We start from the raw sequence: 26,519 nt of genomic DNA, 5'->3' as shown, positions 1-26,519 counted from the left end.
CAGGAGAAATAGCGACTATCAGGCTTGTCCCGTAATTTTACGTAGCTCCCTGTTAACGCCTGCTTGCAACTATGGGTGCAATCTCACGGGATAAGAACCAGCCAGCATTGTTGAACTGACCTCCGTCTCGCCACCGTCGTGGTGATTTGCGGCGCAGACAATTTGCGCGTTGCTAGGTAACATCGGGATTTGTCGTGATGTCGAAATTGTCCATCGTCTTCAAGCTTCTGGCCGTGCTGTCGGTCCTCGTCCTTTCGCTCGCCGGTGTCGGCGTGACGGCGATCGGCACCATGCAGAACATCAATTCCCATACTATCGAGATCGCGGAGAGCTGGCTGCCCAGCGTGCGCGCGCTCGGCTCGCTTCGCGCCGACATCAACGAGCTGCGCGTCGCGCTGCGCCTGCATCTGATGCAGGACACCGCCGAGGGCAAGGACGCCGCCGAGAAGCGCCTCGCCTCGCTGCGGGCGCGGATCGACCAGACGCGCAAGGTCTATGAGCCGCTGATCACCACCGCCGAGGAGCGCTCGCTCTATGGGCAATGGAGCACGGCGTGGGCCGAGTATCTGAACGGCGTGCAGGACGTGATGGCGCTGTCGCGCAAGAATGTCGGCCGCTTCCCGACCGACGCCAACGAGCTGTTGCAGACCAAGGTCGCGAAGATGGCGCAGGCCGCCGACCCGCTGCTTCAGAAGGGCATCGAGATGAACAATCGCGGTGCCGAGCTGGAGACCAAGCAGGCCGCCGACAGCTACGCCATGATCTTCCGCGTGCTGGTCGGCATCATCGTGTTCTCGGTCGTGATCGCGATCGGAGCCGCCTATTATCTCGTGCGCGACGTTTCTCGTGGCATTGCCTCGATCATCCGCCCGATGCAGTCGCTCGGCGAAGGTGACCTCTCGGCCGAGGTGCCGCATCGCGGCGAGCGCACCGAGATCGGCTCGATGGCGGATGCGCTGCAGATCTTCAAGGAGGCGCTGATCGCCAAGAAGGCCGCCGACGAGGCCGCTGCGCGCGACGCCGAAGCCAAGATCGAGCGCGGCCGCCGCGTCGACGCCATCACCCGCAAGTTCGAAGCCATGATCGGCGAGGTCGTCGGCACCGTGTCTTCGGCCTCGACCGAGCTCGAGGCCTCCGCCTCGACGCTGACCAACACCGCGCAGCGCGGACAGGAACTCGCGACCGTCGTCGCAGCCGCCTCCGAGGAAGCCTCGACAAACGTCCAGGCGGTGGCATCGGCTTCGGAGGAGCTGTCGTCCTCCATCACCGAGATCAGCCGCCGCGTGCAGGATTCAGCGCGAATGGCGGCGGAGGCCGTCGAGCAGGCGACGCGGACCAACGACCGCGTCAACGCGCTGTCGCAGGCGGCGTCCCGCATCGGCGACGTCGTCGAGCTCATCAACACCATCGCAGGCCAGACCAATCTGCTGGCGCTGAACGCGACCATCGAGGCCGCGCGTGCCGGCGAGGCGGGCCGCGGCTTCGCGGTCGTCGCCTCCGAGGTCAAGGCGCTGGCCGAGCAGACTGCAAAAGCCACCGGCGAGATCGGGGCGCAGGTCTCGGGCATCCAGGCGGCGACGCAGGAATCGGTCAGTGCCATCCAGGAGATCGGCGGCACCATCGAGCGGCTGTCCGAGGTGGCTGCGGCCATCGCCGCCGCCGTCGAGGAGCAGGGCGCGGCGACGCAGGAAATCTCGCGCAACGTGCAGCAGGCCTCGGTCGGCACGCAGGAGGTCTCGTCGAACATCACCGACGTGCAGCGCGGTGCGATCGAGACCGGCGAGGCATCGACCGAGGTGCTGTCGGCGGCGAAATCGCTGGCGACCGACAGCACCCGTCTCAAGGTCGAAGTCGCGCAATTCCTGGAATCGGTTCGCGCGGCCTGACCCTCAAGTGCTCGTTTGCGGAGCCGGCGGCGGTGCGACCTGCCGCCGGAACAGGATGCGCTGGTAGAGCCAGCCGATCGCGACCAGCACGATGCCGAGGCACATGAAGGACAGCGCGCGGTAGACGCCCGTCAGCGTCGACATGTCGATGACGAAAGCCTTCAGGATCGTCAGCGCGATCACGACGGCCGACGCCAGTCGCGCCCGCTCGGAATTGACGAGAATGCCGACGCCGAGCAGCACCACGCCGAAGCCGAGCCAGCCGATCGAATAGGTATATTGCTCGGCGCCCGTCGTCGCCCCGGTGGAGAGGATTGGGCCATGATAGAAGCGGCGGATCTCCAGCGTGACATAGGCAAGCGCGAACAGCAGCGCGCCGCCCGCAATCGTGTTGGCGTAAGCCTTGCCGCGTCCGCCGGCCACGGCATAGGACAGCAACAGCATCAGTACCGCCGGCAGCGCGTAGCCGAGCAGCAGCAGGTTGAACACGGCGCCGCCGACATCGGTGCGCCACAGCAGCGGGTTCTCCAGGATCAAGAGGCCGAACACGCTGATGAGCCCGCCGATGGCCGTGAGCACGACCGCGCCGACATTGTGCACGACGCTGCGGCTGCGCAGCCGCAGGCGCTCTAGTCCGATCGCCATGGCGAGCGTGATGCAGACTTGGAGGGCGAATTCGAGCAGCGATGGTGCTGACGTCATGTTGCCGCCGGTCGCAAAATGGCGGATCTCCATGAAGGCGAGCAGCGCGGTGAACAGGATCGCGGCGCTCTCGACCATGCGCAGAGGGGCGTCGTCGGCGCGGCGGCGCAGGAACAGGCTCGCCGCCCAGAACGATGCCGCCGGCAGGCCGTAGCCCCACAACAGCCAGTTGAAGATGGGCGTGGTTCCGACGGCGTCGCCGACGATGCGTGGATCATAGCCGATACGTGCGGTGACCAGGCCTGCGAAGATCGCGGCCAGCCAGCGCAGGAACGGGATCGGCCGCTGCATCGAGATCCAGGCGGTGCCGAGCGACATCAGTGCCAGTGCGATCGTGAGCCAGCCCTTCTCCAGCGCAAACGTCAGCGCCAGTGCCAGCGCACCGAGCGTGCCGGTCGCGAACAAGGCCGTGGAGATCATGGCGCCCGGCCGGGTCTCGCGGCGCGCAAGCGCTTCGGTGGCAGCGCCAAAGGCGGCGGCGAGCAGCACCGCGAGAATGGCGAACGGGATCGAGCGGTCGAGATGCGCGATGCGTGCGTAGAGCGCGACCAGGATCGCGATCGGCGTCGCGACACCCGCGACCGACCACACCACCGGAATGATCGCCGAGTTCGAACGTCCCTGCGCGAGGAAGCCCGCGATGCCGAAGCCGGCGGCGAAGATCGCCGCCATCACCAGATGCAGCGTCACGGCGCTATCGATCGCCGTCGGTGCGATGCCGGCCATGGGGCCGCCCGGCAGCACCAGCATGTCGGGATTGGCGCGCACCGCCCATTCGGCGAACACGACGAAGACGGTCGCGGCGGCCGCGCCGAGCGCGCCGGTGGCCGCCGGCGCCCGCCAGGCGACCAGCAGCGTCGCGCCGACGAGCAGCGTGAAGGCGATCAGCGCCAGGTCCGCATGCGCGCTCGACAGCACGATCAGCATCGCGCCGAACAGATAGGCACCGAGCGATCCCGACGAGACCGGCTCGATCTCACCGTCCTCGATCGTCGGGCCGAACATGAAGCCGCAGACGACGAGAAGAGCGGCAAGAATGAAGCCTGCAATCACATGGAAAGCGTGCGGCGCGACCTGCAAGTCGCTGGTGTCGAGACCTGGAAAGATCCAGAGCACGGCAAAGGCGATGGTAGTGACCGCAAGCCAGCGCCACAGCCGGATACGCGCGAGACCAAAACTCGCGGCGGTGACGATGGCGAGATAGATGTAGAGCGCCCAATAGTCCGGTTTGCCGCTGGAGACGAGGATCGGCGTCACGAACGCGCCGACCACGCCGAGGCCCGCAAGTGCGGGCCCGTGCAGAAGCGCCGCGGCCAGCGTGCCGAGCGCGACGAGGCCGAGCAGCACGAAGGCGGTCGCGGGGACGAGGAAGCCATAGAGCGCGTAAGCCGCGTAGATGGTCGCAAATGCCACCGCCGTACCGGCCGCGGTGAGGATCGCGGGAATGTTGGCGATCGGCAGCGCGGCGATGCTGGAGATGCTCTCCTTGCGCCGCGACCATTCGCCGGCGCCAAGCAGCGCAAGCGCGAACACGCCGCCAAGGAACACGCGCACGCCGGGGCCGACGAGGCCGGCCTCGATCGAATAGCGCACCATGAAGAAGCCGCCGAGCGCGAGCGCAAGGCCGCCGATCCACACCACCCAGCGCGTGCCGAGCCGTTCCTCGAAGCCGGGCGCGGGTGCGGGCAGCGGCGGCGTCGCGTCGGCCTCGGTGCTCGCTTCGAGCGGGGGCGGTGAAACGTCCTCCGTGGCGAGCAGGGGCGGCGCCTCGGCTTCCGCCTCGGCTTGGGGCACAAGCGGCGGCGGCGCTGTGGAAGTCGTCGCGGACGCTTCAGCCCACACATCTGCCGGGATACGCGGCGGCTGCACGGGCCGTTGCGCGTGGAACGTCTCTTCGAGCGAGCTCAGCCGTCGTCGCAGCTCAGCCGTCTGGCTGGAGGCCTTGATCGCGATGATGAAAGCGATGATCGCAATGATCAGCGCGAAGACGTCAAACGGGCCGTCAGACATAAAGCCTCCAGGCAATCGGCGGGCAGGGGCCGATCACGCATATCTCGGGTTAGCGCCGGGAGCGTACGCGCAAGCCCGGCGCGGGCCGCTCCTGGAGCACGTCGCGACGGAAGCGGTAAAGCGCCGCCGGACGTCCGCCCGTCTGTGTCGACATCACCCCGGTCGGTTCGACCAGGGCTTCCATTTCGACCAGGCGGCGGAAATTTTGTTTGTGCAGGTGTCGGCCGGAGATCGCCTCCACCGTATACTGCAATTCGGTAAGTGTGAACTCGGCGGGCAAAAGTTCAAAGACCACAGGACGATACTTCAGTTTTGCACGCAGTCGCGCGATCGCTGTCGCAAGAATCCGGCGGTGGTCGAAGCGCATGGATGTGCCGAGCGCGGACAGCGCCTTGCGCGCTAATGCCGCAGGGCGGCCGTCGCGCCGTGCTTCCTCGACCAGCCCGGCCTCGTACAGGAGCTCGTAGCGGTCGAGCACGCGCTCCTCGTCCCATGATGCGCCGTCGAGACCGAAATAGAACCGCACGCGATCCTTGCGCGGCAATGCGCGCGTCGTCTCCGGCGTCTCCTCTTCGGCCCACTCGGTCAATGCGGGAATGATGTCGCGCGCGATGATCGCCGGCGGCCCCTCGCGCCGGTCCTCCCAGGGTAGAAAGCCATACCACGGCGCGAAGCTCGCACTCGTGTCTGCGAGTTCGCCGCCGATGGCGCGCGTCAGTGCGAGATAGCCGATCGACACCATGTGCGCGCCGGTGTCGCCGGCCTCGGCATGCCGGCCGCGATCGCCGAACGTGTAGAGCTGTTCGACATAGCCGAGCCGCAGGCCCGTCTGTTCCTCGACCCAGGCCCGCAGGCCGATCTCGAAAGTGCGATGGCTCGGCGCATCGAACGGGCCGAACGGCAGGCCGGCCAGTCCGTCACTGTCGCGCGCGGTGAGGATCAGCGGCTCATGATTCTCGATCGCGACGATCGCGGCAGTCAGGCCGATCTCGATCGGCGTCAGCAGCTTTTCGCTCATGCGATGGCGATCGCCGGTGTCATTCGAGCTCGATCACGAAGGGGCGGCCCTCGACCATCATCGCGCCCGGACCCATCTCGTCGAGCGCGCGCAGCATGCGGCCGTTGCGCCCCAGCGCACGGTCGGCAAGGCCGACGATGCGGCGGTTCGGCGAGGCGATCGGGGAAGCCGCCCGGATCTTCTTTGCGATCTCGGTCTCGTCGCGATCCGGATTGAGTGCGCATACGGCGGCGAAGGCGCTCGCGGTGGAGCGGCTGATGCCGGCATAGCAATGCACCACCAGCGGCGCGTCGCGGTCCCAGCTGCGTACGAAGCTCAGCACCTGCTCGATATGCGTTTCCGATGGCGCGACGAAACCGTCCATCTCCTCGGTGATGTCGTCCATCGACACCTTGAGATGGTTGGCCGGCAGCACCGACACCGGCCGCGCGACCTGCTCGACATTGGCCATCACGGTCAGCACATGGCTGGCCTTGGTGAGGCGGACGGTTTCGGGAAGGGCGGCGAGGGAACAGACGTGGATCATGGCGGACCTTTTTCCGCAGATTATAGCGAGCGTTGGCGGGGTGGGCAAAGCGAAGCGTACCCACCACTTTCGTCTCATTTGCGAAAAAAGGGTGGGCACGGCGCAAGGGCGCCCCTACCCGCCCCGCAGGACTTTAACCCACGACAACGATCAGGCAAACACTGCGCCAAACCGCTCCAGAAACTGCTTCTCGGCCCGGGCAGCCGTCCAGGGAGTGAGATAGTCGCGCCGGACGCTGTCGGAGAGGCCGGGATCCTTGCCGAACAGGCGCTTGGCCTCGCTCTCGCTAAAACCGGCGAGCGTCGTCGCCTCCAGATAGGCCGCGCCGCGATCGGCGGCCTTGATCGCCAACGTGATCTCCTCCGGCAGCACCGGCGGCAGGCCAAAGCGGATGTGGATGGCTCCGAGCAGGCGTTTCTCGACCGCCTTGTAATGGCCGTCCAGAACCGCCTTGAACGGCGATATCATATCGCCGATCACATATTCGGGCGCATCGTGCAGCAGCGCGGCGAGCCGCACGCGCAGATCCACGCGCGGGTTCTCGTGCCGCATCACGGTTTCGACCAGCAGCGTGTGCTGCGCGACCGAGAAGATATGCGCGCCGATGGTCTGGCCGTTCCAGCGGGCCACACGCGCCAGCCCATGCGCGACGTCGGCGATCTCGATATCGAGCGGGGAGGGATCGAGCAAATCGAGCCGCCGGCCCGACAGCATGCGCTGCCAGGCACGAGACGCCACATCGCGTGACGACTTCCTGGCCGTCATTTGGACTTGAGGCGCGGCTTGCGCTGCGTCTTGCCGCAGCTCGCGTGACAATGGCAGTCGACGAGATGATCGTTGACCATGCCGGTCGCCTGCATGAAGGCATAGACGATGGTCGGGCCGACGAACTTGAAGCCGCGCGAGGACAGCTCCTTGGAGATCTGCATGGAGAGCGGCGTCGAGGCCGGCACGCTCGCGGTGGTCTTGAAATTGTTGACCTTGGGCCTTCCGTCCATGAAGTCCCACAAGAATTTCGAGAAGCCGGGGCCCTTCTCCATGATGTCGAGATAGGATTTCGCGCTCGCTATCGCGCCGTCGATCTTGGCCTTGTTGCGCACGATGCCGGCATCGTTCATCAGCGCGTGAACTTTCTTCTCGCTGTAGCGTGCGATCTTTTCCGGCTGGAAATCGTCGAAGGCTTTGCGGAAATTATCGCGCTTGCGCAGGATCGTGATCCAGGACAGGCCGGCCTGGAAACCGTCGAGGATCAGCTTCTCATAGAGCGCGCGGTCGTCATATTCCGGCACGCCCCACTCGGTGTCGTGATAGGCGACGTAAAGCGGATCTTCGCCGGGCCAGGGGCAGCGGGTCTTTCCGTCGGGATGCAGGCGGGGAGCACGGCTCATGCGATGGGTTGCTTCGTTGGAATGCGCACGACGTCTGGTTCCGCAAGCCTCACAGCGAGGCCACCGGCAGTCAGCGCCTGTCCTGCATCGAGCGCATCAGCGACGCGGTCGATGCGCACCAGCGCGATACCCTTTCCTTTCGCCGACGAGCCCATCGTGCCGACGGGCTTGTCGCCGGCCATGACGCTGACGCCGGGCTCCGGCGAAGAGTCCTCGAGCAGCACCTTGACGCTGCGGGTGCGCGCGGTGCCGCGATGCTGCATGCGCGAGACGACCTCCTGACCGACATAGCAGCCCTTGTCGAAATCGACGCCGGAAAGGCGGTCCATGTTGGTCTCGTGCGGGAACGCATCGCTGTACGTGAAATCGAGCCCGCCGCGCGGCACGCCGAGCGCAATGCGGTGGGCCTCGTATGCGGTGGCGTCGACCAGCTCGGCGCCGATCAGATCGGACAGCTTCTGTTTGAGATCTTCGGGAATCAGGATGCGGTAGCCGAGGCCCTCATTGCGCGGATCGGCGAAGGCGAGGTCGGGCTGGGCCGCGGGCTTGCCGTCCCAGGCCGCGAGCACGCCGAGATCGTCGGACAGGTTTTCCACCGTGACCTTGGCGCGCAGCTTGTAGAATTTCAGCTTGGTGGCGAGGCCGTCGGCAAGCGGCTTCGGGCAATCGATCAGGAACCCGCCGCCATGGCCGGCAGGCGCTTCCGTGATCAGGAAATCCACGATGATCTTGCCCTGCGGCGTCAGCAGCGCGCCGAATCGACCCAGGCCCGGCTTCAGCTTGTCGACATCGGTCGTGACGAGGCCATTGAGGAAGTTGCGCGCATCCTCGCCCGCGACCTTGATCACGCCCCGGTCCGGAAGAAACGCTGATTTCATACGAAAATCTCTTGCGACATGTTGCTCCGGAACGTAAGCCCGCAAGGCAAAAACGACAAGACCTCAAGCCCTGCGCTTGGGGACGAGAGGGGCCTTCAGCCATGACCCAGCGTTTCGACGTGATCCTCAAGGGCGGCACTGTCGTCAACCAGGACGGCGAGGGAGCCCGCGATATCGGCGTCGTCAACGGCCGCATTGCCGAGATCGGCGCGCTGTCGCAGGCGTCCGCCGCGGAGGTGATCGACTGCAAGGGCCTGCACATCCTGCCCGGCGTGATGGATACGCAGGTGCATTTCCGCGAGCCCGGGCTGGAGCAGAAGGAAGACCTCGAGACCGGCTCGCGCAGCGCCGTGATGGGCGGCGTCACCGCCGTGTTCGAGATGCCGAACACCTCGCCATTGACCGTGACGGAGGCCACCTTCACCGACAAGGTGAAGCGCGCCCATCACCGCATGCATTGCGACTTCGCCTTCTTCATCGGCGGCACCCGCGAGAACGTGCAGGACCTGCCGGTGCTGGAGCGTGCGCCCGCTTGCGCCGGCGTCAAGGTGTTTATCGGCTCCTCGACCGGCGCGCTGCTGGTGGAGGACGACGAAAGCCTGCGTCGCATCTTTCAGGTGATCCGCCGCCGCGCCGCGTTTCACGCCGAAGACGAGTACCGCCTCAATGAGCGCAAGCCGCTGCGCATCGAGGGCGACACGCGCTCGCATCCGGTGTGGCGCGACGAAACCGCGGCGCTGATGGCGACGCAGCGGCTGGTGAAGCTCGCGCACGAGACGGGCAAGCGCATCCATGTGCTGCATATCTCGACCAAGGAAGAGATCGAATTTTTGCGCGACCACAAGGATGTCGCGTCCTGCGAGGCGACGCCGCATCATCTCACGCTGGTCGCGCCCGAATGCTACGAGCGGCTCGGCACGTTGGCGCAGATGAATCCGCCGGTGCGCGGCGCCGATCACCGCGCCGGAATCTGGCGCGGCATCGAGCAGGGCATCATCGACGTGCTCGGGTCGGACCACGCCCCGCATACGCTCGAAGAGAAACAGAAGACCTATCCGGCCTCGCCCTCCGGCATGACCGGCGTGCAGACGCTGGTGCCGCTCATGCTCGACCACGTCAATGCCGGCCGCCTGTCGCTGGCGCGTTTCGTCGATCTCACCAGCGCCGGCCCCGCGCGCCTCTACAACATGGCCTGCAAGGGCCGCATCGCCGCCGGCTACGACGCCGACTTCACCGTCGTCGATCTCAAGCGCAGCGAGACCATCACCAACAAATGGGTCGCGTCCAAGGCCGGCTGGACCCCCTATGACGGGTTGCGCGTCACCGGCTGGCCCGTCGGCACCTTTATCCGCGGTCGCCGTGTGATGTGGCAGGGCGAGCTCGTGACCGCCGCGCAGGGCGAGCCGGTCCGGTTTCTGGAGACGTTGAAGGCGTAACTAATTTGCGGTGAGGCAGCACGCGCGCGCAGCACACTCGATGTCGTCCCGGCGAAGGCCGGGACCCATACCGCGAGGTGTCTCGGTTGCGAGAGTCGCAGTACCGAACGACTAGCCTCCACATAATTTCTTCCCGGGGTTATGGGTCCCGGCCTTCGCCGGGACGACATTGGGAAGACATGGGAGCGCACAATGTCCCAACCGACATCCCTCATCACCACCGAGCAACTCGCAGCCCAGCTCGGCGATCCCAACCTGCGCCTCTACGACTGCACGACCTACAACGAGCCGGTGCCACCAGGCAGCGATGTGCCCTATCGCGCGGTGCCCGGCGACAAGACGTTCGAGGCGGGCCATATTCCGGGGGCCGATTTTCTCGACCTGCAAGGCGAGTTCTCCGACGCCTCTGCGCAGCAATTCTTCATGATGCCTGATGTGGCCCAGCTGGAGGCCGCCTTCGGCCGCCATGGCCTCGATGCATCCAAGTCGGTCGTACTCTACAGCATCGGCACCATGATGTGGTCGACGCGGTTCTGGTGGATGCTGCGCTCGCTCGGCGTCGATGCGCGTGTGCTAGACGGCGGCCTCGACAAATGGAAGGACGAGGGGCGCCCGATCGTAACAGGCGCGCCGAAGGGCTATTCGGCCACGACCTTCAAGGCCACACCGCGCGCGGGCTTCTTCGTCGACAAGAATGCAGTGAAGGCGCGGCTCGGCGATCCCGCGACTGTTATCGTCAACGCGCTCGGCCCACAGTTTCATCGCGGCCTCGAGCCGAGCCGCTACGGGCGGCCCGGCCGTGTTCCCGGCAGCGTCAACGTATCAGCGGCAACGCTTGTCAATGCCGACAAGACCCTGACCTCGCTCGCCGACGCCGAAGCTGAATTCGCCGCGGCAGGCGTCACGCGCGACAAGAATGTAATCTGCTATTGCGGTGGCGGCATCTCGGCGACGATCGATCTGCTGCTGCTGACGCAGCTCGGTTACGACAAGCTGACGCTGTACGATGCTTCGATGGGGGAGTGGGCGAGGGATCCGGCGCTGCCGATCGAGACGGATTAGGATATTCCCTGGTCCCTCCCCCAGGGGAGGGCAGAAACTTGGGAACCTTTCCCTTGGGGCGGCATCCAATGTCCGGAACGAAGCCAAATAAGCAGGTGACCGCCATGCCACGGACCGCAGCCGGCCTGTCCGCCGGCGCCAAAACATCAGAAATCCGGACATTGGAAGCCGAACTGGTCGAGCGGGCGCGGGGCCGTGACGAGGCCGCGCTGCGCGAGATCATGCAGGCCAATAACCGCAGGCTCTATCGTCTGGCACGCGGAATCCTGCGCAGCGACAGCGAAGCCGAGGATGTGGTTCAGGAAACTTATGTCCGTGCCTTCACCCATCTCGACGGCTTCCGCGGCGAGTCCGGACTGTCGACCTGGCTGTCGCGCATCGCCATCAACGAGGCGCTTGGCCGGGCGCGAGGCGCCAGGCCGCATGTCGAGCTCGGCTCGGTGCCCGAAGCGACGCTCGAGGCGCAGATCATCAAATTTCCCGCTTCCTCCGCAGGCGATCCGGAAAGGACCATGGCCCAACGTGAAATCCAGCGCGTCGTCGAGCGCGCCATCGATGAATTGCCGGATGTCTTCCGCATGGTCTTCGTCGCACGCGTCATGGAAGGCATGAACATCGAGGAGACCGCGGAGCTGCTCGGCGTCAAGCCCGAGACCGTGAAGACGCGGCTGCACCGTGCGCGGACCATGCTGCGCGAGAACGTCGAGAAGGAGATCGGTCCCCTAGTGATGGATGCGTTCCCGTTCGCCGGGTGGCGCTGCGAGCGGCTGACCGTGTCAGTGCTGAAGCGGCTCGGCATCGGCGGCTGAAGTTTTTCGGGAACGTTCGCGCGAGAATCCCATCCAACGCCTGTGAAGCAACGCGCCGGCAAAACGTCCGGCACCACAGGAGTGTCAAACCATGTTCGTTCGTTGGACCACGGCGATCGCCGCTGCAATTTTGTTGTCGAGCCCCGCGCTGCTGCAAGGCGCCAGAGCAGCCGACAAGCTGACCGATCCGCAGATCGCCCACATCGCCTATACCGCGGGCGTGATCGACATCAACGCAGCCAAGCAGGCGCAGAAGAAAGCCAAGAACAAGGACGTGAAGGCGTTTGCCGACGACATGCTGCGCGACCACGAGGCCGTCAACAAGCAGGCGCTCGCGCTGGTCAAGAAGCTGAACGTCACGCCTGAAGACAACGACACCAGCAAGGCGCTGTCAAAGCAGGCGAGCGAGAAGCTCGCCGAACTGGACAAGCTGAGCGGTGCAGCCTTCGACAAGGCCTATGTCGCGAACGAGGTCGCCTACCACAAAACCGTCAATGGCGCGCTGGAAACCCAGCTCATTCCGTCCGCCAGCAATGCCGAACTGAAGAGCCTGCTGCAGACCGGCCTGAAAATCTTTCAGGGCCATCAGCAGCACGCCGAGCACGTCGCGGCGGAGCTGAAATAGGGAGGCGATGATGCCGGGACGTTTGTCTGCGATCGCGTCAGCGGTCCTGCTCGTGGCGTCGGTCGTCCCGGCGCACGCTGCGACCATAGAGATCACGATGGAGAACCTCGAAGTGTCGCCGAAAGACGCTTCGGCCAAGGTCGGCGACACCATTGAATGGATCAACAAGGACGTGTTCGCCCACACCGCGACTGCTGGGAGCGGCGATTTCGACGTCAACCTGCCTGCGAAAAAATCAGGGACGTTGGTTCTCAAGAAGGCAGGCACGGTCGATTATTACTGCCGCTATCATCCCAACATGAAAGCGACGCTCAAGATCGAGCCGTAACGGCCGGGGAGCGTATTCCAACGCAGCGGAAACTGGCCCCGCCCGCGTGGCGGGGGCATTTTCGGCAAGGCTTACTGCCTGGAGAAAGACTTACTGTCTGGAAATGTCGACCGAGAATTCGCCGTTGCGAATGCGGCCGGGAAAGCCTTCGACGAACTTCGCCACCGCGTCCTCGCCATAGGTGCCGACGAGCTCGGCAAGGGCCGCGAACAGGCTCGCCTGCGCCAGGCAGTCGCCGTCGACGCCATCATGGCGCGCTTCGGCCCAGGCCTCGTTGAGATAGCTCAGTGCGGCCTGCTTCTGCTCGTGATCGGGCAGCGGCGCGCGTGCGGGGGCGTAGGACACTGGATGGCTCATGAAACTCGATCAGGGCTGGGGCGCGATCCACGGCGATGCGCTGTGCGAGAGGTGTAGCACGCGCGTTAACGCCCGCTAGGCCACATCTTTAGGAACGGTTAACGGCTGTGTACAAAGTCGATGACAGGGTTCCCGCCGCTGTCATTCCGGGCTCGCGACTTCGTCGCGCACCGGAATGACGAATGGAGAGTTCAGTTCGCGTAACGCGCCGTGAGATCGCGAGAGATCTTCGAGCCTTCCTCGATGTAGCGGCGGATCGCCACCGTCGCGGCCGGCGTGCAGCTCCGGTAGGTCTGCTGAAAACCGTTATAGCCGCGGTTGAAGCCGGCGATCATGCGGGTGCGGCGTTCGCCCGCGGGTGTCTCGGCATCGATCAGCGCCTGCATCTCGCTGCGCCATTTGTTGCCCTCGTTGGACCCGCAGATGCCGCGCAGATAGTGCAGCCCACCGAGGATCTCGGCCAGCCGCTGCAAATCGCCGTCAAACGGCGCTGCCCCGTCCTGAGCCCTCGTGGGCACCGAGGCGCAGGCGAGAATCAGGACAAAAATGGCCAGAAATCGCGTCGACATCGGCCGGGTGTATGCCTCCTCAAGGCGGTGGACGCAAGGCGCCGGGCCGTCAGGGGCCGATCAGCCGGTGGGCGGACTGGATGACCTCTTCCAGCCCGCCGGTCAGCTTGAGGTCGCCAAGGCTCGCCAGGGCCTCCGGGGCGATCCAGCGGTAGTCGTCGAGCTCGTCGTTGAGAACCGGCTCCCGGGCCACCCAGCGGGCAGCAAAGGACATGATCAGGTAGTGGCCGGCGCCGGCCGCGGCGGGGAGCACTTCGCGCCAGCCCGCGAGGCCGATGATGTCGATATTGAGCCCGGTCTCCTCCTCGATCTCGCGGCCCAGCGCTTGGTGCAGCGATTCGCCGAATTCGACCCGGCCGCCCGGCAGCGAATAAAACCCCTTTGCCGGCGAGCGCGCGCGACGGGTCAGAAGCACTTTGCCGTCACGAAAAATCGCGGCACTGACCGCGATCTGGGGACGGGTGGGCTGAACGATCGCGGCCATGACGTCACCTGTTCGGGCTCAGTTCGCCATGATGGTGTCGATGTCGGCTTCCGCGCCGCCATTGATGATGCCGCCGCAAGCCGCGATCAGCGGCTTGACCCAGTGGGCGGCCTGCTCGGCGAGGCGAACGCGGGTCGTGTCCTTCTCGACCTCGCGCATGGCCGAGCCGACCGCCGTCAGGATCGAGGTCATGGTGTCGGCGAGGTGGTCGAACTGGGCGCGCACATTCGGGTCGGCCTTTTCATAGGCTTCGATCGCCAGATCCCGCGCCTTGAAATTCGAGGCGGTGAAATGCTCGGCATAGGACAGTGGCGACCAGGTCAGAAAATCTTCCGCGCATTCCGGCATGTCCGGGACCATTTCCAGCAGCATCACGGCTTCATTGAAATGGTTGAGATAGTCGGTGGCAAGCCCGGTCCGCGGGTTGATGTTGGCCACGCGCAGCCGCTCGGCCCAGGCCGCTGCCTCGGGCGCCGTCTGTCCATGCATTCGCGCCGGCTGGGAGACCGTTGAGCTCATCTGCCGCAGTGTTAACGTTCGGGGTTAAAAGGACCTGAACGGACCCTATATAGGCCCTCAAGGATGTGTGGACGCTTCGTCATAACTTCGGCCCCCGCGGCTTTGCGGCAACTGTTCGGCTACATCGAGCAGCCGAACTTCCCGCCCCGGTTCAACGTGGCCCCGACACAACCGATTCCGGTCGTGCTGGTCGAGAACGGCGCGCGCCATTTTCGCCTGATGCGCTGGGGCCTGCTGCCGGGCTGGGTGAAGGATCCCAAGGGATTTACGCTCCTGATCAATGCGCGTTCCGAGACTGTGCTGGAGAAGCCCGCCTTCAAACGCGCGATTCGCCGGCGCCGCGGCCTGATTCCCGCCGACGGCTATTACGAATGGAAGACGGAGGATGGCCGCAAGCAGCCCTTCTACATCCATCGCGCCGACGGCGCGCCGCTCGGCTTCGCCGCATTGTTCGAGACCTGGGCCGGGCCGAACGGCGAGGAGCTCGACACGGTCGCGATCGTCACGGCGGCCGCGGGCGAGGATCTCGCCACGCTGCATGACCGCGTGCCCGTCACCATCAGCCCGCGCGATTTCGAGCGCTGGCTCGACAGCCGCAGCGACGACGTCGATGCCGTGTTACCGCTGATGACAGCGCCGCGCATCGGCGAATTCGCCTGGCACCCGGTCTCCACCCGCGTCAACCGCGTCGCCAATGACGACGACCAGTTGCTCCTTCCGATCAGCGCGGAGGAGATCGAGGCGGAGGTAGAGGCCGCGAAACCGAAGCGGGCGGTGCGGAAAGCGGCGGCCGGGTCGGCCGATGACGGGCAGGGGTCGTTGTTCTAGGCGGCTTCGGCCTCACACAATCTCCCTCGCCCTCAGCTCCGCGATCTCCGCCGCGTCAAATCCCAGCTCGCCCAGCACCGCATCCGTATCCGCCCCCAGCTCCGGCGCCATCCGGTCCAGCCTGCCGCCGCCATGCGCGAGCTTGAATCCGCTGCCGGCGAAACGGAGCCGCCCGTAGGGCGTATCGAGCTCCTGGATCGCGCCGCGCGCCTTGATCTGCGGATGGTCGATCACTTCCTCGACCTTCCAGATGCTGGCGCAGGGCGCGCCGGCATCTTCCAGAATGGTTTCCCATTCGCGCGCCGGCCTTGCCGCGAGCGCCTCTTCGATGACGGCGCGCAGCGCCGGCTCGTTCTCGTTGCGCGCGAACCAGTCGGCAAAGCGCGGATCGCTGAGCGTGTCCTCGCGGCCGAGCGCAGACATCAGCGCGCGATATTGCTTCTCGTTGTTGACGGCAAGCAGGATGTGACCGTCGCCGCATCTAAACAAATTCGCCGTGGTCCTGCGGCTGACGGCCTGATTGCCCGACAGCTGCTGGCGATGGCCGGCGACCGACCAGTCCGCGATCTGCCCCGACAGAAACGCCATCGTTGCCTCCAACATGGAGACGTCAATGAGCTGGCCCTTGCCGGTGCGGTCGCGCTGGTACAGCGCGCTCGACACGCCGAACGCAGCGGTCGCGCCCGACAGCACGTCGCACACCGCAAAGCCCGCACGCGTCGGGCCCGTTTCGGGATGACCCGTGATCGCCATGATGCCGGACAGCGCCTGCATCTTGCCGTCATAGCCGGGGCGCAGCCGATCCGGCCCGGTCTGGCCGAAGCCTGATACCGCGCAATAGATCAGCTTCGGATTGATCGCGGACAGCGCCTCATAGCCGATGCCGAGCTTGTCCATCACGCCGGGGCGAAAATTCTCCATGACCACGTCGACCTGGCTCGCGAGCTTCTTCACGATCGCGATCGCATCGGGCTTTTGCAGATCGAGCGTCAGGCTGCGCTTGTTGCCGTTGATGGCCTGGAATGCCGGCGCGAGCCCGCGCTCGGCCCATTCGCGTGACAGCGGCGTGCGGCGCATGTCCTCGCCCTCGCGCCGCTCGACCTTGATGACGTCGGCGCCCAGGAGCGCGAGCTGGTAGCTCGCATAGGGGCCGGCCAGCACTTGCGTGAAGTCCAGGATCTTCACGCCCTCGAACGGTCGCGTCACGTCGCTCTCCCTTTTTGTTTTTGGTTGTCGGAGGACGTCAGGCGGCGCGATTGCCGCGCGCGATCTCCTTCTGCTTGTCGAATTCGGCACGGCGGCGCGCCAGCTCTTCAGGCGAGAGCTGCGCGACGTTGTTGTAGTCGAGCTTCCAGGAAGCGTCCTCGCTCCAGCGCAGCGGCGACTGCATCGTGGTCTGCGGCCCGCTTGCGGTCTCCAGCAGCGTGAGCGCCAGCTCGAGCGTCTGCGCCTGCGAGGCGACGTCGTGCGGCCTGCCGGCGGAATTGCCGAGCGGGAAATCCGAGAACAGGAAGCGCGGCGCGGCGGCGTGCTCGATGATGTCCTTGGCGCAGCCCATGATCACGGTCGGAATGCCGTTGGCTTCGAGATGCCGTGCCACCAGCGCCGTAGTCTGGTGACAGACCGGGCAGTTCGGCACCAGCACGGCGACGTCGACCTTGTCGGCAACGGCCCGCGCCAGGATTTCCGGCGCGTCGGTGTCGAGGGTGACGCGATGGCTGCGGTTGGTCGGCGCGCCGAAGAACCGCGGGGCCACCTCGCCGATGCGCCCGGCGGCGCTCGCCTTCAGAAGCTGCGGCAGCGGAAACCAGGTGCCGTGGTCGGTGGCCGTGGTGTGCTTGCGGTCGTAGCCGATATGCGAGATGCGAAGGTCGTGCTGCTTCGCCGTGTCGCCGTCATAGACCTGGTAGAATTTCGCGCCGCCATTATACGCCGCGCCCGGTCCCTGGTCGCCCTTGTCCGGATCGTACGGCGCGGCCGTCGTGATGATGGTGACGCGTGATTGCGCCAGCGGCTTCTTCAGCGGCTGGAACGGCGCCTCGGTGTAATGAGCCCAGCGATACGCCGTGGTGTAGCCAATCGCGGCGTAATAGTCCCGCGTGCGCTGCATATAGGGAACGGGGGCGTCATAGTCGGGCGCAAAGCCGAATTCGTCGTCGCGCGAAGCGGTCATGGGGCGCGTCTCCTGGTTCTTGTTGGCGACAGACTAGAGATAGTCGGGGGTGAGCTCAAGAGTAAGCGAGCTCACCGAAACACATGCAGCGCCACATGCTGCAGCAGCATGATGGCCTTGGCGTCGATGATGCGGCCGTCCGCGATCATCGCCAGCGCCTCGTCGATGCCGAGCTCCAGCACCTCGATGTCCTCGCCTTCGTGTTCGAGACCGCCGCCGTCGCTGACCCGCATCTCCGGCTCGTACTCGGCGACAAAGAAATGCAGCTTCTCGGTGATGGCGCCGGGACTCATGAACGCCTCGAACACCTTGTGGACGTGGTGCAGGCGATAACCCGTCTCCTCCTCGGCCTCGGCGCGGATGCGCATTTCGGGCGAGGCGTCGTCCAGCACGCCGGCGGCGGCTTCGATCAGGAGATCGTCGTAGCCGCGAATGAACGCCGGCAGGCGGAATTGCTTCACCAGGATCACGGTACGGCGTGCCAGATTATATGGCAGCACGGCGGCTGCGTTGTCGCGCTCATAGGTCTCGCGGTGCTGCGTCTGCCATTCGCCATTGGCGCGCCGGTACTCAAACGTGGTGTTCTTCAGCGTGGTCCAGCCGTCCGAGAGCACGCGGACGTCCTTGATGCGGACGCGGTCGGAAATGGTCATGGCTCGATCTCAATTGCTTGGCGTTGTGGTGCGGCCGTCGAGCCACTTCTGGAACATCACCGAGGTCGATTCCTCGAAACCCAGCGACTGGTAGAACGCATTGGCCTGCTCATTCCCGCGCCGGACCAGGAGCTGGAGCTTCAGAATTCCAGCCGCGCGCAGCCAGTCCTCGGCCGCTGCCATGATGACGCGTCCGTAGCCACGCTTCTGTCTATCCGGGTCGACGGCGACGTAATAGACCCAGCCGCGATGGCCGTCATGGCCGACCATCACGGTGGCGACGATGGCGCCGCCGTCGCGGCCGAGCAGGATGGTGGAATTGTCGCGCCGCCGCGCCAGCGCGATGTCGGCATGCGGATCGTTCCAGGGCCGGGTCAGGCCGCAGCGCTGCCACAGCGCGACCACGGGCTCGACATCGGGGTCGGTGATCGCATCGATCCTGAGCGCACTCACAGCACTTTTCCCGGGTTCATGATTCCGAGCGGATCGAGCATCGCCTTGAGCTGTCGCATCAGCTCGATTGCGGTCTTGTCCTTCACGTCGGGCAGCTCGTCGCGCTTGAGCACGCCGATGCCGTGCTCCGCCGAGATCGAACCGCCCATGCGCAGCACGATCGCGAACACGACCGCGTTCATCTCGTGCCACCGCGCCAAATAATCCGCGGTGTTGGCGCCGATGGGCTGGCTGACATTGTAGTGCAGATTGCCGTCGCCGAGATGGCCGAACGGCACCGGCCGCGCGCCGGGGATCAGTTTGACCACGGCTTCATTGGCCTCGGCAATGAAGGCGGGCACCGTGGCCACCGGCACGGAAATGTCGTGCTTGATCGAGCCGCCCTCCGGCTTCTGCGCCGACGACATCTCGTCGCGCAGCTTCCAGAAGCCGGCTCGCTGGGTGAGGTTGGCCGCGATCACCGCGTCGTCGACGATCTCGTCCTCCATGGCGCGGCCGAGGATCGCTTCCAGCGGCGTGCGGGCATCGTCACCCGGCGAAGACAATTCCATCAGCACGTACCAGGCATGCTTCTGCGCGAGCGGATCGCGCACGTCGATGCCGTGGCGGATCGAGAAATCGACCGCCATCTCCGAGAGCAGCTCGAAGCTCGTCAGCGCATTGGCGGCCTCGCTTTGCGCGATTGCCAGCAGTTTCAGCGCGGCGTCCGGCGACTTCAGCCCGACGAAGGCGGTCTCGATCGACCGCGGCTTCGGAAACAATTTTAGCGTCGCCGCGGTGATGATGCCGAGCGTGCCTTCGGCGCCGATAAAGAGGTTATGCAGATTGTAGCCGGTGTTGTCCTTCTTCAGCTTGGAGAGCACGTTGAGCACGCGCCCGTCCGCCAGCACCACCTCGAGCCCCAGCGCCATCTCGCGCGCGACGCCATAGGCGAGCGCGGCCGTGCCGCCGGCATTGGTCGAGAGATTGCCGCCGATGGTGCAGCTCCCTTCCGCGCCGAGCGAGAGCGGAAATAGCCGGTCGACGTCCGCGGCCTTCTGCTGCGCGATCTGCAGGACCACGCCGGCCTCGCAGGTCATGGTGTTCGACGCAGTGTCGATCTCACGGATCTTGTCGAGCCGCCGCAGCGACACCACCACCTCGCCATTGTGCGGCGTCTGGCCGCCGACGAGCCCGGTGTTGCCGCCCTGCGGCACCAGCGCGATTCTGTGCGCGGAGGCGAGCTTGCAGATTGCGGCCACTTCGGCGGTCGAGCCCGGGCGCAGCACCAGTGGCGAGCGGCCGTGGAACAGATTGCGCTCCTCGGTGACATAGGCCTCGATGTCGGCCGCATCCGTGATGGCGTGCCTCTCGCCGACGATCTTGCGGAATTGTTCGATCAAATCGGGGGCAAGCGGAGGGGTGGCGGGATGATTAATGTTCATTGTCTTGTCTCTTCTCAAGCTTCTTACTCTTTGCGCATGATCTTGCCGGAAAACCGCTACACACTTTTCCGGATCATGCGCTATCGCGCCACGGCCGCCCGGCGCAGCCGATCATTGATCGCTTCGCCCAGATCCTGTTCGGGGATCGCCATCACCGCAATCGCCCGCGGGCTCCTCACATCGAGGGCGCGAAGATAGCCGAACAGATTGGCGGCGGCTTCATCGAGATCGCCGGTGGGGGACAAATTCATGACGGCGGTGGCAGCCTCCAGGCCAGGCAGGCGCGCGGGGCCGAACGCCAGCAGCGCTTCGCCCGGCGCGACATCCTGCGCATTGAGCCGCACATTGGCGCGTGGCGCGTAATGCGAGGCCAGCATGCCCGGCGCCAGCGGCTGGCTGTCGTCGCTGTCGGCCTCCGCCGGCAGTCGCGCCAGCGGCGTGCCGAGCACGACCTCGATCCGCTCGCGTGACAGCCCGCCGGGCCGCAGCAGCATCGGCGCCGCGAAGCAGCCGACGATGGTCGATTCGACGCCGACCGTAACCGGCCCGCCGTCGACGATCAGGTCGATCCGCCCCGCAAGGTCGCCCTCGACATGGGCAGCCAGCGTCGGCGAGACGTGGCCGGAGAGGTTGGCCGACGGCGCCACCACAGCCCCGCCAAAGGCGCGCAGGATCGCCTGCGCCACCGGATGGGCCGGAATGCGGATCGCGACCGTATCGAGGCCCGCGGTGGCAAGCTCGGCCACGGGGCAGTTTTCCGACTTCGGCACCACCAGCGTCAGCGGCCCCGGCCAGAACGCCTCCGCAAGGCGCAAGGCGCAGGCGTCGAATCGCCCGATCCTCCGCGCCGCCGCGAGGTCGGCGACATGCGCGATCAGCGGATTGAAGGCCGGCCGCCCCTTGGCGGCGTAAAGATGGGCGATCGCGCCGGCATTTCCAGCGTCCGCCCCGAGCCCGTAGACCGTCTCGGTCGGGAACGCGACCAGCCCGCCGGCGGCCAATGTCCGGGCGGCAGCTTCCGCGCCGGCCTCGCCGGCCGGTAAAATCAGCGTTTCAAGACCCGTTTTCACAGGGATAAGATTCCTCAGCTCGGCCGCTTGCGGTGCGCCAAACCCGACGCTATAAGCCGGCCTCTTGTCGGAGTGTGGCTCAGCCCGGTAGAGCACTGCGTTCGGGACGCAGGGGTCGCAGGTTCGAATCCTGCCACTCCGACCATTCTTCCAAAAGTCGACGTTTTCCTAGAGGCTCGTTCCCCAAAGGCTTGGCGGACCGGCCGCCGGCGCCCGGGAGCGCCTTCTTGCAACGATTTTCAGGGCGGGTCCACGGCCGATTTGGCCGGACAGGGCGGCGTGTTGCGAAGGCATGGCTCGGCGTTTGCCGATATCGATAACTCGGCGTTGCAAGCTAGGTCAGAGGACTACCGCCTGGCCACCAGCACACCGACCATGAACGCAATCATCAGCGCCGGCAGCGGCGCCTCGCGGACCATGCCGCGAACGATTTGCGTCCAATCTTGCTCCGGGACGAGTTTCGGAGACCTGATCTCGGGCGCTGGCTTGATGCCCCATTCGGAGGCGAGTTCGGCAATTTCGCCTGAGGCAAGCCGCACGCCGTCGCGGACGCGGAAGATGGCGGCGTCCGCGCGCTCGCGCGGTGCCAGCAACATCATCGTCGTGACGGCGGTACGCAAGGTCATCTCGCCGTAGCCTTGCAGCCTGACCGATTCCTCGGGGTCGGACGTCATCGCAAATACCTCACAGCGCCAAATGCTTTACAATGCGAAGTGGCGCGCGATGGTGAAGGCCATCGCCGCGCACAGGACCAGCGTGGATACCGCGCCGGCCACGCCGCGGGCGAGATCGGCCCGCGTCAGGTGCCTGGTCATGATTTTGCTCCATGCTCGGCATGGCAATGGCGGGGAGGCGGCGTTGGTTCCTTGCGCGGCGGGCGAATCGCGCGAACGCTGGCTACTTCCGCAGCAGCTCGCTCAGCGCCGCCGTCGCTTCGGCGCAGCGGATCTCGTCGATTTCGCGCGACAGGCTGAGCGCGCTCGATCTGAGCTCTTCGACTTTCCAGCTATCAGGGTGCTGGGTCTCGAGTTGACCGAGCCGCTTGTTTAGATCGTCCAATCTGGTTTGCAATTGTTCGACGCTGGCGGCCCCATTCACCACCCAGACTCGTTGCGCACGCATCGTAGTTCCCCTGCTCGTCTCACGGCGTTGTGAGAGGGGTTCGTGGCCGCAATGGGAATTTCTTTTGTCGGGGTTTAGACGAACGGGAACCGTTGCAGATCGGCAACGCGAGTTCCTTCGCGTCGGCGTGCGTCTGGAGGTCGGCCCGTCACGGCATCAGGCCGCGCGCGGCCACTCGGTCGATTGCTTTTCAAGCCGGCTTTCGAGAATGGCGATGCTCACCCGGATATTGTCGCGCCGGGCCCGCAGGTTCTGCGCGAGCATGGGGTAGGCGACGTTCTGGGGATCGGAGTTTCCAGCCTTCCGCTCTTCCTCCAGAATGTCGGCGTCGATCATTCGCATGCGCCAGCGCAGATCGGAGATCAATGCGTGGAGCTGGGTCGGCATGGTCGCTTCGAAACGGGACGTCGGATGCATGATCGCCTCACGATGAGACAGACCCACTGCGGGTCTGAGGGATTTGCCTCCCTTGCAGCAAGCGGAATGCCAGTGACGACTGAGCGAGTTTCTCCGCGATTGCTCGCCCTCGCGCCGGAACGTTTGCCACTCTTTCCCGTTGCTGCAGGGGCCTCGATAACGAGGCGATCGAGGGACCCATGCCGCTCATCCGCTATTTCGTCTTCACCGGCGGCGCTCTGCTCGCCCTCCTGTACCTTGCTGATTACTACCTGGCCGGCCCCGTGAGCGCGGCCGCCGAATCTGGGCCGGACCTCTCGATCGCCCGGATTCATTCCGCGCAGACATGGCCGGAGAAGATCGTCTTCGACACCAACGTACGACAGATTCCGTTGACCAAAACTGTGGCGTCATCGACATCGGACGCGGCGGCGCCGGCCGCGCCGGAAGGTACACGCCAGGCATTTGCGATGGCGGCGCAGCCCGCCACGGAGCTCAAGACTTCGGAGTCCAAGGCTTCGGACGCCAAGGCCGCAGAGCCCAGGCAGGCCAAGGCGGCCGCCCCGAACAAGCGCGTCGCGGAGCGGCATCGTCGCCGCCCGCCGTCGCGCATGGCGGCGCGCGATCAGTTCTTCAACGAGCCCGCCGCCGCAGGATGGTGAGCGGCGCGTTCGGCGTGACGGTCGGGCTGCCTCTCGGTTGGGCACCGTGCCGGACAGCGAGGCTGTGCGCGCGACGCATCGCGCGATAGTCTCTGCCGCGACTTGACGGGAAGCGGCCGAGGAAGAATTCGTGGCAAGATTTGTGACTGTGGCAGCCGGCCAGCTTGGCCCTGTCGCGCGGACCGAGACCAGAACCGCGGTCGTGGCGCGCCTGATGACCTTGATGCGCCAGGCGCACGCCAACGGCTGCGACTTGATCGTCTATCCCGAGCTGGCGCTGACCACGTTCTTTCCGCGCTGGTATTTCGAGGATCAGGCGGAGATCGACAGCTTTTTCGAGCGCGAGATGCCGGGGCCGGAGACGAGAGGCCTGTTCGAGCTCGCGCGCGCGATCGGCATCGGATTTTCCCTTGGCTATGCCGAGCTGACGGTCGAGGCCGGAATTGTCAGGCGCTACAACACCTCCATCCTGGTCGAGAAGAGCGGCGCCATCGTCGCCAGATATCGCAAGGTTCATCTGCCCGGCCATGCGGAGCACGAGCCCTGGCGCCAATTCCAGCATCTGGAAAAGCGCTATTTCGAGCCCGGCGATGGGTTTGGCGTGACCGAGGCCTTTGGCGGCGTGATGGGGATGGCGATCTGCAATGACCGCCGCTGGAGCGAGACCTACCGAGTGATGGGCCTGCAGGGCGTCGAGATGGTGATGATCGGCTACAACACGCCAGTGCACAATCCGCCCGCGCCCGAGCACGACGATCTCTCGCTGTTTCACAATCATCTGGTGATGCAGGCCGGCGCCTACCAGAACGGCACCTTCGTGGTCGGCGTCGCCAAAGCGGGGGTTGAGGAGGGCGTCGACCACATCGGCGGCAGCTGCGTCATCGGCCCCTCCGGCGAGATCATCGCGCGATGCACGACCAAGGGCGACGAGATCGCGCTCGCTCGCTGCGATCTCGATCTCTGCAATTCCTACAAGCGCACCACGTTCAATTTCGACGTTCACCGTCAGCCGCAGGCCTACGGGATCATCGTCGAACGGAAGGGCGTGACCCTCATGGCCAACGGAACGCCGGTGCGAACGAAGGAGTGATGTTTCTTTCTCTGTCGGCCACACCCACCGCTGTCGTCCCGGCCTCGTGCGCAATTGCGCACTAGGCCGGGACGACGGTCGAGCTTGTGACTTGATGCGAGCGCCTCATTGCCCGACGGGCAAAACACCTGCAGGGGTGTCAATCCAGCCGCACGAAAATATTCCACTTTACCGAAATTCGGTTTTGTCGTATGTGTCGGCCATCCCGGCTCATCCTTGAGGGGCGATCTCGTTGTCGTCTTGATTGCGAGCCGGGTTGCGATGGACGCGGCAGCGTCGGCACGAGAGGTGCGGGCAGGGCGGGTAGTCCCTGTGAGCCCGTGGCCACGTGCGGACGAGCGGCGCTGTGAAGTTCGTCTCGTCGGTATTTCGATGGCTACGTGCACGATGCCGTCGAACCCTGCGGCGAAATGGCGAATGCGCGTACGGCAAAACCGTGTGGTCCTGTCGTCCAGCCGTTTCTTTGGGCTGTTGAGAACGTTGTAAGTGCCTGAATTGAAAAGCATATCTTCGTTCTGCCGAAAGAACGGAAGGCCCGGCCGAAACTGCTAGGCCCTATTAGGCCCTAGTCTCACATCGTCCCGTTTGTGAGAGAGTTGGCGGCTTTGCCCTGTGTGGCTCGATCCGATTGGCCCGCGTCCGATGGCCCCGGCGGATGGTCGGCGGGCCTGCTGGATGCGATGGCCGGCATTGCCCGCTGTCCTGTGGCCCGGCGCTGGCGGCGCGGTGTAGGGCCGTCCCTACGGCCCGCGCTGGGGCGGCCCGACTGCCTGTCTGAGCGGCTCGATCAGCTCATGGGCTGAGAACGGCTTGGTTAGAAATGCAACGCATCCAGATTGCAGTGCAGCCTCGCGAACCGAAGGGCTCGCATTTCCCGTGACGAAAATGACCGGGACTGCAATGCCATCGGCTTTGAGTTGATGCCGGAGGTCGATCCCTGATCTCCGGTTGTTAAGGTCGATGTCCAAGATGATGCAGAGCGCCTTGTTGATGGCCGCGTGCTGCTCCAGCTCTTCGGCAGACGAGAAGAGGATCGGCTCATAGTCATGCTGACGGAGGAGCCGCTGGATAGCCCTCAGCATTCCGGGATCGTCGTCAACGACTATGACTTGCTTGCTTTGCACTCCGCGACCTCTTGATCGCTTCGCGGTGCATGATCGCTATCAGGTCCGCCTAGCCGTGGCGTTTACCTATGATAATCCGCCCAAGTTCAGCGTGCTTCCGGGGTCGGGGAAAGAGCGCCGATCCTCTCGGCAAGAGACACCAGCTCAGCTAACGACCCGACTTGCATTTTCTCCATCACACCGTGGCGGTGAGCTTTGATCGTGCGCTCGGTCGTTCCCAGCGTCTGACCCATCCGCTTGCTCGTGTTGCCGCGAACGAGAAGGTCGAAGACCTGTCGCTCGCGCGGCGTGAGCGTCTTGATGCGGTCGTGAATGACATCCAGCTTGGTTTGCTGTTCGCGAGAGGCGTGGTGACGCGCAAGAGCGCGTTCAATGGCCGGGAGCAGGTCGTTAGACGATACCGGCTTGGTGAAGAAGTCATCCGCACCCCCTTTGATCGCGCGCACCGTGGCTGGGATGTCGGGATAGCCCGTTAGAAATATAATCGGCAACATCGAGCCGAGTTCGCTTAGTTTCTTTTGCAGCGCGAGGCCGTCCAAGTCCGGAATTTGAACGTCGAGCAGGACGCAGGTCGTTGATGTCCCCGGAAGAATGCCTTGCGCTGGCTGAGCGATACCGGAAGCTTCTTGATACCGCTACCGACCCGTTTACCCGCTATCATTTAGAAGCAATGGAACGGAGCTATCGGGTTCTTGCGGACAGCGAACGTGCAGTTCGAAGATCCCGCAGGATCGTTGATGCCTTGGACGAACTGGGCAATGACGACGAAGAAAAGACCGTTGCTGAAGTCAAAGCGGGCTCCTGAGGTCGGGCGGCCCGCTGGCGTTTCGAAGCGACCTTACTGCTGCTCTGGCCGATGGATCGCCGCCTTCTTGGCAAGCGCAGCTTCAATCAATTCAGCTATGCCATCGAGGGCAATTCGGTCAT

At 65.1% G+C, this 26,519-nt stretch carries 31 protein-coding genes and 1 tRNA gene; 11 read left to right on the top strand and 21 right to left on the bottom strand.

Annotated features, from left to right (window positions below; all coding sequences use genetic code 11):
- Positions 1–197 precede the first annotated feature (197 nt).
- On the top strand, positions 198–1,886 hold the full coding sequence (locus tag ABIB66_RS28395) for a methyl-accepting chemotaxis protein (RefSeq protein WP_275171622.1): 1,689 nt from the start codon (positions 198–200) through the stop codon (positions 1,884–1,886).
- A 3-nt stretch (positions 1,887–1,889) separates the two neighbouring features.
- Here ABIB66_RS28395 and ABIB66_RS28390 read toward each other — a convergent pair whose 3' ends face one another.
- From ABIB66_RS28390 to ygfZ, 6 genes are all read right to left on the bottom strand, one after another.
- Positions 1,890–4,598, bottom strand: coding sequence for a DUF2339 domain-containing protein (locus ABIB66_RS28390; RefSeq protein ID WP_354209075.1), 2,709 nt, complete (start codon positions 4,596–4,598; stop codon positions 1,890–1,892).
- Between the two features lie 49 nt (positions 4,599–4,647).
- Positions 4,648–5,616, bottom strand: coding sequence for an NUDIX hydrolase (locus ABIB66_RS28385; protein ID WP_354209074.1), 969 nt, complete (start codon positions 5,614–5,616; stop codon positions 4,648–4,650).
- A gap of 19 nt (positions 5,617–5,635) precedes the next feature.
- A complete protein-coding gene (locus tag ABIB66_RS28380) occupies positions 5,636–6,142 on the bottom strand; it encodes a tyrosine phosphatase family protein (RefSeq protein ID WP_275171628.1) in 507 nt (168 codons plus the stop codon).
- 150 nt (positions 6,143–6,292) lie between these two features.
- On the bottom strand, positions 6,293–6,907 hold the full coding sequence (locus tag ABIB66_RS28375; protein ID WP_275171630.1) for a YfbR-like 5'-deoxynucleotidase: 615 nt from the start codon (positions 6,905–6,907) through the stop codon (positions 6,293–6,295).
- Positions 6,904–7,530: a DNA-3-methyladenine glycosylase I gene (locus tag ABIB66_RS28370; RefSeq protein ID WP_354209073.1), complete on the bottom strand. Its 627-nt coding sequence runs from the start codon at positions 7,528–7,530 to the stop codon at positions 6,904–6,906. The genes ABIB66_RS28375 and ABIB66_RS28370 overlap by 4 nt, the downstream gene beginning before the upstream one ends.
- The gene (ygfZ, locus tag ABIB66_RS28365) at positions 7,527–8,408 is read right to left on the bottom strand and encodes a CAF17-like 4Fe-4S cluster assembly/insertion protein YgfZ (RefSeq protein ID WP_354209072.1); all 882 of its coding nucleotides are present in this window, start codon (positions 8,406–8,408) and stop codon (positions 7,527–7,529) included. The genes ABIB66_RS28370 and ygfZ overlap by 4 nt, the downstream gene beginning before the upstream one ends.
- 101 nt (positions 8,409–8,509) lie before the next feature.
- Here ygfZ and ABIB66_RS28360 point away from each other — a divergent pair, with 101 nt between their 5' ends.
- The 5 genes from ABIB66_RS28360 to ABIB66_RS28340 all read left to right on the top strand — a co-directional run bounded on the left by ABIB66_RS28360 (position 8,510) and on the right by ABIB66_RS28340 (position 12,668).
- Complete coding sequence (locus ABIB66_RS28360) at positions 8,510–9,844, top strand: dihydroorotase (protein ID WP_354209071.1); 1,335 nt, start codon at positions 8,510–8,512, stop codon at positions 9,842–9,844.
- 192 nt (positions 9,845–10,036) lie between these two features.
- Complete coding sequence (locus ABIB66_RS28355; protein ID WP_354209070.1) at positions 10,037–10,906, top strand: sulfurtransferase; 870 nt, start codon at positions 10,037–10,039, stop codon at positions 10,904–10,906.
- A 104-nt stretch (positions 10,907–11,010) separates the two neighbouring features.
- A complete protein-coding gene (locus ABIB66_RS28350; protein WP_354209069.1) occupies positions 11,011–11,715 on the top strand; it encodes an RNA polymerase sigma factor in 705 nt (234 codons plus the stop codon).
- 91 nt (positions 11,716–11,806) lie between these two features.
- The gene (locus ABIB66_RS28345; RefSeq protein WP_354209068.1) at positions 11,807–12,340 is read left to right on the top strand and encodes a DUF4142 domain-containing protein; all 534 of its coding nucleotides are present in this window, start codon (positions 11,807–11,809) and stop codon (positions 12,338–12,340) included.
- Between the two features lie 10 nt (positions 12,341–12,350).
- A complete protein-coding gene (locus ABIB66_RS28340; protein WP_354209066.1) occupies positions 12,351–12,668 on the top strand; it encodes a cupredoxin domain-containing protein in 318 nt (105 codons plus the stop codon).
- A gap of 90 nt (positions 12,669–12,758) precedes the next feature.
- On the opposite strand, the gene ABIB66_RS28335 is transcribed toward ABIB66_RS28340, so the two are convergent.
- The 4 genes from ABIB66_RS28335 to ABIB66_RS28320 form a co-directional block, all read right to left on the bottom strand.
- The gene (locus ABIB66_RS28335) at positions 12,759–13,025 is read right to left on the bottom strand and encodes a hypothetical protein (RefSeq protein WP_007594892.1); all 267 of its coding nucleotides are present in this window, start codon (positions 13,023–13,025) and stop codon (positions 12,759–12,761) included.
- 191 nt (positions 13,026–13,216) lie between these two features.
- Entirely contained in the window at positions 13,217–13,594 is a 378-nt protein-coding gene (locus ABIB66_RS28330; RefSeq protein ID WP_275171646.1) for a TIGR02301 family protein, read from the bottom strand.
- A 49-nt stretch (positions 13,595–13,643) separates the two neighbouring features.
- Complete coding sequence (locus tag ABIB66_RS28325; RefSeq protein WP_275171648.1) at positions 13,644–14,078, bottom strand: NUDIX hydrolase; 435 nt, start codon at positions 14,076–14,078, stop codon at positions 13,644–13,646.
- A gap of 18 nt (positions 14,079–14,096) precedes the next feature.
- The gene (locus ABIB66_RS28320) at positions 14,097–14,597 is read right to left on the bottom strand and encodes a hypothetical protein (protein ID WP_275171650.1); all 501 of its coding nucleotides are present in this window, start codon (positions 14,595–14,597) and stop codon (positions 14,097–14,099) included.
- Positions 14,598–14,660: 63 nt separating this feature from the next.
- Between ABIB66_RS28320 and ABIB66_RS28315 the strand changes: the two genes are divergently transcribed.
- Positions 14,661–15,425 (top strand): SOS response-associated peptidase, encoded by a 765-nt coding sequence (locus tag ABIB66_RS28315; protein WP_275171652.1) that lies wholly within the window; start codon positions 14,661–14,663, stop codon positions 15,423–15,425.
- 12 nt (positions 15,426–15,437) lie between these two features.
- Here ABIB66_RS28315 and ABIB66_RS28310 read toward each other — a convergent pair whose 3' ends face one another.
- The 6 genes from ABIB66_RS28310 to ABIB66_RS28285 form a co-directional block, all read right to left on the bottom strand.
- A complete protein-coding gene (locus tag ABIB66_RS28310) occupies positions 15,438–16,631 on the bottom strand; it encodes a CaiB/BaiF CoA transferase family protein (RefSeq protein WP_354209065.1) in 1,194 nt (397 codons plus the stop codon).
- A 37-nt stretch (positions 16,632–16,668) separates the two neighbouring features.
- On the bottom strand, positions 16,669–17,598 hold the full coding sequence (locus ABIB66_RS28305) for a glycine reductase (protein ID WP_354256315.1): 930 nt from the start codon (positions 17,596–17,598) through the stop codon (positions 16,669–16,671).
- A 71-nt stretch (positions 17,599–17,669) separates the two neighbouring features.
- Entirely contained in the window at positions 17,670–18,251 is a 582-nt protein-coding gene (locus tag ABIB66_RS28300) for an NUDIX hydrolase (protein ID WP_027568647.1), read from the bottom strand.
- A gap of 9 nt (positions 18,252–18,260) precedes the next feature.
- The gene (locus ABIB66_RS28295; protein WP_275171658.1) at positions 18,261–18,704 is read right to left on the bottom strand and encodes a GNAT family acetyltransferase; all 444 of its coding nucleotides are present in this window, start codon (positions 18,702–18,704) and stop codon (positions 18,261–18,263) included.
- Positions 18,701–20,128 (bottom strand): FAD-binding oxidoreductase, encoded by a 1,428-nt coding sequence (locus ABIB66_RS28290; RefSeq protein WP_275171660.1) that lies wholly within the window; start codon positions 20,126–20,128, stop codon positions 18,701–18,703. The genes ABIB66_RS28295 and ABIB66_RS28290 overlap by 4 nt, the downstream gene beginning before the upstream one ends.
- 80 nt (positions 20,129–20,208) lie before the next feature.
- On the bottom strand, positions 20,209–21,198 hold the full coding sequence (locus ABIB66_RS28285) for an L-threonylcarbamoyladenylate synthase (protein ID WP_354209061.1): 990 nt from the start codon (positions 21,196–21,198) through the stop codon (positions 20,209–20,211).
- A 68-nt stretch (positions 21,199–21,266) separates the two neighbouring features.
- Here ABIB66_RS28285 and ABIB66_RS28280 point away from each other — a divergent pair.
- Positions 21,267–21,343: transfer RNA gene (locus ABIB66_RS28280), tRNA-Pro, on the top strand.
- 202 nt (positions 21,344–21,545) lie between these two features.
- Here ABIB66_RS28280 and ABIB66_RS28275 read toward each other — a convergent pair.
- From ABIB66_RS28275 to ABIB66_RS28265, 3 genes are all read right to left on the bottom strand, one after another.
- Positions 21,546–21,872 carry a hypothetical protein gene (locus ABIB66_RS28275; RefSeq protein ID WP_354057129.1) on the bottom strand — a complete coding sequence of 109 codons (327 nt, stop codon included), beginning with the start codon at positions 21,870–21,872 and terminating at the stop codon, positions 21,546–21,548.
- Between the two features lie 223 nt (positions 21,873–22,095).
- Positions 22,096–22,320, bottom strand: coding sequence for a hypothetical protein (locus ABIB66_RS28270; RefSeq protein WP_275171667.1), 225 nt, complete (start codon positions 22,318–22,320; stop codon positions 22,096–22,098).
- A gap of 156 nt (positions 22,321–22,476) precedes the next feature.
- Complete coding sequence (locus ABIB66_RS28265) at positions 22,477–22,737, bottom strand: hypothetical protein (protein ID WP_275171669.1); 261 nt, start codon at positions 22,735–22,737, stop codon at positions 22,477–22,479.
- Between the two features lie 179 nt (positions 22,738–22,916).
- On the opposite strand from ABIB66_RS28265, the gene ABIB66_RS28260 reads away from it, so the two are divergent.
- Both ABIB66_RS28260 and ABIB66_RS28255 read left to right on the top strand, forming a co-directional pair.
- Positions 22,917–23,378 (top strand): hypothetical protein, encoded by a 462-nt coding sequence (locus ABIB66_RS28260; protein WP_354209058.1) that lies wholly within the window; start codon positions 22,917–22,919, stop codon positions 23,376–23,378.
- Between the two features lie 130 nt (positions 23,379–23,508).
- Positions 23,509–24,468 (top strand): N-carbamoyl-D-amino-acid hydrolase, encoded by a 960-nt coding sequence (locus ABIB66_RS28255; protein ID WP_354209056.1) that lies wholly within the window; start codon positions 23,509–23,511, stop codon positions 24,466–24,468.
- A gap of 740 nt (positions 24,469–25,208) precedes the next feature.
- Here ABIB66_RS28255 and ABIB66_RS28250 read toward each other — a convergent pair.
- Both ABIB66_RS28250 and ABIB66_RS28245 read right to left on the bottom strand, forming a co-directional pair.
- Entirely contained in the window at positions 25,209–25,592 is a 384-nt protein-coding gene (locus tag ABIB66_RS28250) for a response regulator transcription factor (RefSeq protein WP_354256310.1), read from the bottom strand.
- An 86-nt stretch (positions 25,593–25,678) separates the two neighbouring features.
- Entirely contained in the window at positions 25,679–26,131 is a 453-nt protein-coding gene (locus ABIB66_RS28245) for a response regulator transcription factor (RefSeq protein ID WP_354256307.1), read from the bottom strand.
- 38 nt (positions 26,132–26,169) lie between these two features.
- Here ABIB66_RS28245 and ABIB66_RS28240 point away from each other — a divergent pair, with 38 nt between their 5' ends.
- Positions 26,170–26,397 (top strand): hypothetical protein, encoded by a 228-nt coding sequence (locus ABIB66_RS28240; RefSeq protein WP_354256304.1) that lies wholly within the window; start codon positions 26,170–26,172, stop codon positions 26,395–26,397.
- Positions 26,398–26,519 lie beyond the last annotated feature (122 nt).

Origin of the sequence: Bradyrhizobium sp. F1.13.3 (genome assembly GCF_040548265.1) — a bacterium.
GTDB lineage: Bacteria > Pseudomonadota > Alphaproteobacteria > Rhizobiales > Xanthobacteraceae > Bradyrhizobium.
The sequence above is the reverse complement of the archived record's forward strand: the minus strand, read 5'-3'. Positions and strand labels throughout refer to the sequence as shown.

What these genes read in the sequence shown, in the direction of transcription:
- ABIB66_RS28395 (WP_275171622.1), top strand. Translation starts at nt 198, where the DNA reads ATGTCGAAATTGTCCATCGTCTTCAAGCTTCTGGCCGTGCTGTCGGTC.
- ABIB66_RS28390 (WP_354209075.1), bottom strand. Translation starts at nt 4,598, where the DNA reads ATGTCTGACGGCCCGTTTGACGTCTTCGCGCTGATCATTGCGATCATC.
- ABIB66_RS28385 (WP_354209074.1), bottom strand. Translation starts at nt 5,616, where the DNA reads ATGAGCGAAAAGCTGCTGACGCCGATCGAGATCGGCCTGACTGCCGCG.
- ABIB66_RS28380 (WP_275171628.1), bottom strand. Translation starts at nt 6,142, where the DNA reads ATGATCCACGTCTGTTCCCTCGCCGCCCTTCCCGAAACCGTCCGCCTC.
- ABIB66_RS28375 (WP_275171630.1), bottom strand. Translation starts at nt 6,907, where the DNA reads ATGACGGCCAGGAAGTCGTCACGCGATGTGGCGTCTCGTGCCTGGCAG.
- ABIB66_RS28370 (WP_354209073.1), bottom strand. Translation starts at nt 7,530, where the DNA reads ATGAGCCGTGCTCCCCGCCTGCATCCCGACGGAAAGACCCGCTGCCCC.
- ygfZ (WP_354209072.1), bottom strand. Translation starts at nt 8,408, where the DNA reads ATGAAATCAGCGTTTCTTCCGGACCGGGGCGTGATCAAGGTCGCGGGC.
- ABIB66_RS28360 (WP_354209071.1), top strand. Translation starts at nt 8,510, where the DNA reads ATGACCCAGCGTTTCGACGTGATCCTCAAGGGCGGCACTGTCGTCAAC.
- ABIB66_RS28355 (WP_354209070.1), top strand. Translation starts at nt 10,037, where the DNA reads ATGTCCCAACCGACATCCCTCATCACCACCGAGCAACTCGCAGCCCAG.
- ABIB66_RS28350 (WP_354209069.1), top strand. Translation starts at nt 11,011, where the DNA reads ATGCCACGGACCGCAGCCGGCCTGTCCGCCGGCGCCAAAACATCAGAA.
- ABIB66_RS28345 (WP_354209068.1), top strand. Translation starts at nt 11,807, where the DNA reads ATGTTCGTTCGTTGGACCACGGCGATCGCCGCTGCAATTTTGTTGTCG.
- ABIB66_RS28340 (WP_354209066.1), top strand. Translation starts at nt 12,351, where the DNA reads ATGCCGGGACGTTTGTCTGCGATCGCGTCAGCGGTCCTGCTCGTGGCG.
- ABIB66_RS28335 (WP_007594892.1), bottom strand. Translation starts at nt 13,025, where the DNA reads ATGAGCCATCCAGTGTCCTACGCCCCCGCACGCGCGCCGCTGCCCGAT.
- ABIB66_RS28330 (WP_275171646.1), bottom strand. Translation starts at nt 13,594, where the DNA reads ATGTCGACGCGATTTCTGGCCATTTTTGTCCTGATTCTCGCCTGCGCC.
- ABIB66_RS28325 (WP_275171648.1), bottom strand. Translation starts at nt 14,078, where the DNA reads ATGGCCGCGATCGTTCAGCCCACCCGTCCCCAGATCGCGGTCAGTGCC.
- ABIB66_RS28320 (WP_275171650.1), bottom strand. Translation starts at nt 14,597, where the DNA reads ATGAGCTCAACGGTCTCCCAGCCGGCGCGAATGCATGGACAGACGGCG.
- ABIB66_RS28315 (WP_275171652.1), top strand. Translation starts at nt 14,661, where the DNA reads ATGTGTGGACGCTTCGTCATAACTTCGGCCCCCGCGGCTTTGCGGCAA.
- ABIB66_RS28305 (WP_354256315.1), bottom strand. Translation starts at nt 17,598, where the DNA reads ATGACCGCTTCGCGCGACGACGAATTCGGCTTTGCGCCCGACTATGAC.
- ABIB66_RS28300 (WP_027568647.1), bottom strand. Translation starts at nt 18,251, where the DNA reads ATGACCATTTCCGACCGCGTCCGCATCAAGGACGTCCGCGTGCTCTCG.
- ABIB66_RS28290 (WP_275171660.1), bottom strand. Translation starts at nt 20,128, where the DNA reads ATGAACATTAATCATCCCGCCACCCCTCCGCTTGCCCCCGATTTGATC.
- ABIB66_RS28275 (WP_354057129.1), bottom strand. Translation starts at nt 21,872, where the DNA reads ATGACGTCCGACCCCGAGGAATCGGTCAGGCTGCAAGGCTACGGCGAG.
- ABIB66_RS28270 (WP_275171667.1), bottom strand. Translation starts at nt 22,320, where the DNA reads ATGCGTGCGCAACGAGTCTGGGTGGTGAATGGGGCCGCCAGCGTCGAA.
- ABIB66_RS28265 (WP_275171669.1), bottom strand. Translation starts at nt 22,737, where the DNA reads ATGCATCCGACGTCCCGTTTCGAAGCGACCATGCCGACCCAGCTCCAC.
- ABIB66_RS28260 (WP_354209058.1), top strand. Translation starts at nt 22,917, where the DNA reads ATGCCGCTCATCCGCTATTTCGTCTTCACCGGCGGCGCTCTGCTCGCC.
- ABIB66_RS28240 (WP_354256304.1), top strand. Translation starts at nt 26,170, where the DNA reads ATGTCCCCGGAAGAATGCCTTGCGCTGGCTGAGCGATACCGGAAGCTT.